The organism is Candidatus Electronema sp. TJ (genome assembly GCF_048287355.1).
GTDB lineage: Bacteria > Desulfobacterota > Desulfobulbia > Desulfobulbales > Desulfobulbaceae > Electronema.
In genome coordinates this window covers 1-2,803 of sequence record NZ_JBLWEP010000189.1, presented here as the reverse complement: position 1 = coordinate 2,803, position 2,803 = coordinate 1, and the positions used below count along the sequence as shown (strand labels likewise).

3 protein-coding genes are annotated in these 2,803 nt (G+C 58.2%); all 3 read left to right on the top strand.

The genetic code is table 11. The features are described 5' to 3' along the window. Window positions 1-255: 255 nt before the first annotated feature. Window positions 256-876, top strand: coding sequence for a fibronectin type III domain-containing protein (locus tag ACNKID_RS11020; protein WP_417913480.1), 621 nt, complete (start codon window positions 256-258; stop codon window positions 874-876). 115 nt (window positions 877-991) lie between these two features. Next, entirely contained in the window at window positions 992-1,450 is a 459-nt protein-coding gene (locus ACNKID_RS11015) for a Uma2 family endonuclease (protein WP_417913479.1), read from the top strand. 101 nt (window positions 1,451-1,551) lie between these two features. Beyond that, window positions 1,552-2,803: diaminopimelate decarboxylase (gene lysA / locus ACNKID_RS11010; protein WP_417913478.1), on the top strand; the 1,252-nt coding region annotated here is incomplete at its 3' end.

The following is a 2,803-nucleotide window of genomic DNA, read 5'->3' as shown; positions in this document are numbered from 1 at the left end:
TTCCTGCGCCTCGATCCAAATTTGGTGCAGGGCATTTTAAACTTGGGATGCCGCAGCTGTCGGACAGGCAAGGCATCCATAAGATAGACAGGCCGCCTGAAAGACTGGCGGCAGAACATGCTCACCGGCGGCCATGCCGACCGGCAGGAGGAAGATCCGAGGACGAAAAGGATTTCTCGTTCCGCTCGAACTGACAGAACGAGGGAAGCAGCATCATTTCAGCTCTATTCCATCTCAACAGCAGAAGGAGACAGCATGGCGACATTTCCCACCCGTGAAGCGGACATCATGGCTCTGGCGCAAAACATCATCGCCGGAATGACGGACAATCCTGATTTTCCTGATCCGCCCCTGACACCGGCGGAGCTGCGCGCCCGGCTGGATGCGTTCAGCGGCTCGAGCGACGCGCAGGCGGCGGCTCAGTCTGCGGTGCAGCAGGCCACAGAAACCAAGCACGTTGATTTTGAAGAGCTGATTGCGGGCATGAAAGCCATGCTGCATTATGCCGAAGACGCGGTGCGCGGCAATGATGCCAAGCTGACCGCGCTGGGCTGGGGCGCGCGTTCGCCGCGCACGCCGCATGTGCCGCAGCTGCCTGGCCAGCCGCGCAATGTCAGGGCGCAGCAGCAGGGCGAGGGCAGCATAACGCTGGAGTGGGACGAGTCTGAGGACGGCGACGAAGCCGCCTGCTATAAGGCCGACCGCCGCAGCCAGGACAGCGGCGTGTGGAGCGCATGGCAGATCGTCGGCACAGCGGTCGGAACAAGCATTGTGCTGGCCGAGCAGCCGCGCGGCAGCGCACTGGAATTCCGCATCGTCGCCATCAACCGCGCAGGCGAAAGCCTGCCGAGCAACACGGTGACCGCCGTGCTGTGACAGCGCAATAATCTTACGCAAGCAGCAGGGGCGAAAAATTTTTCGCCCCTGCATCAAGGCGCAGCCGCCCGACGCAGGGGCAGTTATGCAAGAGGTCTGCTGAAAGGAGCGAATCATGGACTGGGCCGGAGTGATCAGCAATCCGCTGCTGCAAAATCTTCCGTTTAAAATTGAGCTGAACAAGTGGGGCAAGATTCTGATGAGTCCTGCCAGCAACAGCCACGGCCATCTTCAGTTTGAAATCGGTGCGCAGATCAAAGAGGGAAAGAAAAGACGCGGCAAGGTGATAATGGAATGCTCGATTCAGACATCGCAAGGAGTCAAGGTCGCTGATGTCGCGTGGGCATCGGATGATTTTTTTGCCCGTCACGGCTATGAAACGCCCTACAAACACGCCCCTGAAATCTGTGTTGAAATCATGTCGCCGTCAAATTCCGCAGGTGAGATGGAGGAGAAGATTGAGCTGTATCTTGCCAAAGGGGCAAAGGAAGTGTGGATAGTCAGCGAGAACGGCGGCATTGCCTATTTCAACTGCGAAGGGAAAATAAAGGAAAGCTTGGAGCTTCTTTGCTGAAAACATACCGCTTGTCATTAAAAATAAATAGTAGATAAGCACTGCTGCCAGTTTCTTTCTTTGTGAAAGAAGCCGGTCTTTTTTTTATCACCACAGCAATTATGAACCATTTCACCTACAAGAACGGCGAACTCTGCTGCGAGGACGTGCGCCTGCGCGACATCGCCAGCCAGATCGGCACTCCTTTTTATCTCTACAGCTCCGCCACGCTCAAACGGCATTTCACTGCTTTTGAAGCCGGCTTCAAGGGCATGGCCCACCAAACCTGCTTTGCGGTCAAAGCCTGCTCGAACATCGCTGTTCTCAATCTCTTCGCCAAGCTGGGCGGCGGAGCGGACATTGTCTCCGGCGGCGAGCTGTTCCGCGCTCTCAAGGCCGGGGTGGAGCCGCAGCGGATCATTTATTCCGGCGTGGGCAAGAGCCGCCGGGAGCTAGCTGAGGCCTTGCAGGCAGGCATTCTCATGTTCAATGTTGAGTCGCCGCAGGAGCTGGACCGGCTGAACGAAGTTGCGGCGGAACTGCAAACTCGCGCCCGCATCGCCTTCCGCATCAACCCGGATGTTGACCCGAAGACGCACGCCTATATCTCCACTGGTCTGGCGAAGAACAAGTTCGGCATCCCGGTGACAGAAGCCTTGCAGGAGTATCTGCGGGCCAAGACAATGGCGCATATTGAGATAGTCGGCGTGAGCTGCCATATCGGCTCGCAGCTGACGCAGATTGATCCCTTCATTGAGGCACTGCGCAAGGTCAAAGCCTTCATCGCCAAACTCAATCAGGAAGGCATTCAGATCAAATATGTGGACATGGGCGGAGGCATCGGCATTCCTTATGACGACGAGCAGCCGCCGCATCCCATTGATTACGCTGCTGCGGTGCGCGCCGAGCTGGCAGGCATGGACTGCATCCTGATTCTGGAGCCGGGCCGTGTGCTGGTCGGCAACGCGGGCATTCTGGTCACTGAGGTGCAGTACACCAAGGTCAACAGCGGCGGCGAGAAGGCGAAACGATTCATCATTGTGGACGCGGCCATGAACGATCTGGCCCGGCCCTCGCTCTATGGCGCGTATCATGAAATCCTGCCCGTGCGGGAGCCAGCAGCGGACAGCGGACAGCAGCAGGCGGATGTGGTCGGCCCGATCTGCGAGAGCGGCGATTTCCTGGCAAAGGACAGGCTGCTGCCGGACGTGCGGCCCGGCGAACTGCTGGCCGTGATGAGCAGCGGGGCTTACGGCTTTTCCATGTCCTCCACCTACAATTCCCGGCCCAGAGCGGCTGAGGTCTTAGTCAGCGGCGGCAGCTTTGAGGTCATCCGCCAGAGGGAAAGCTACGATGATCTGGTGCGCGGCGAGG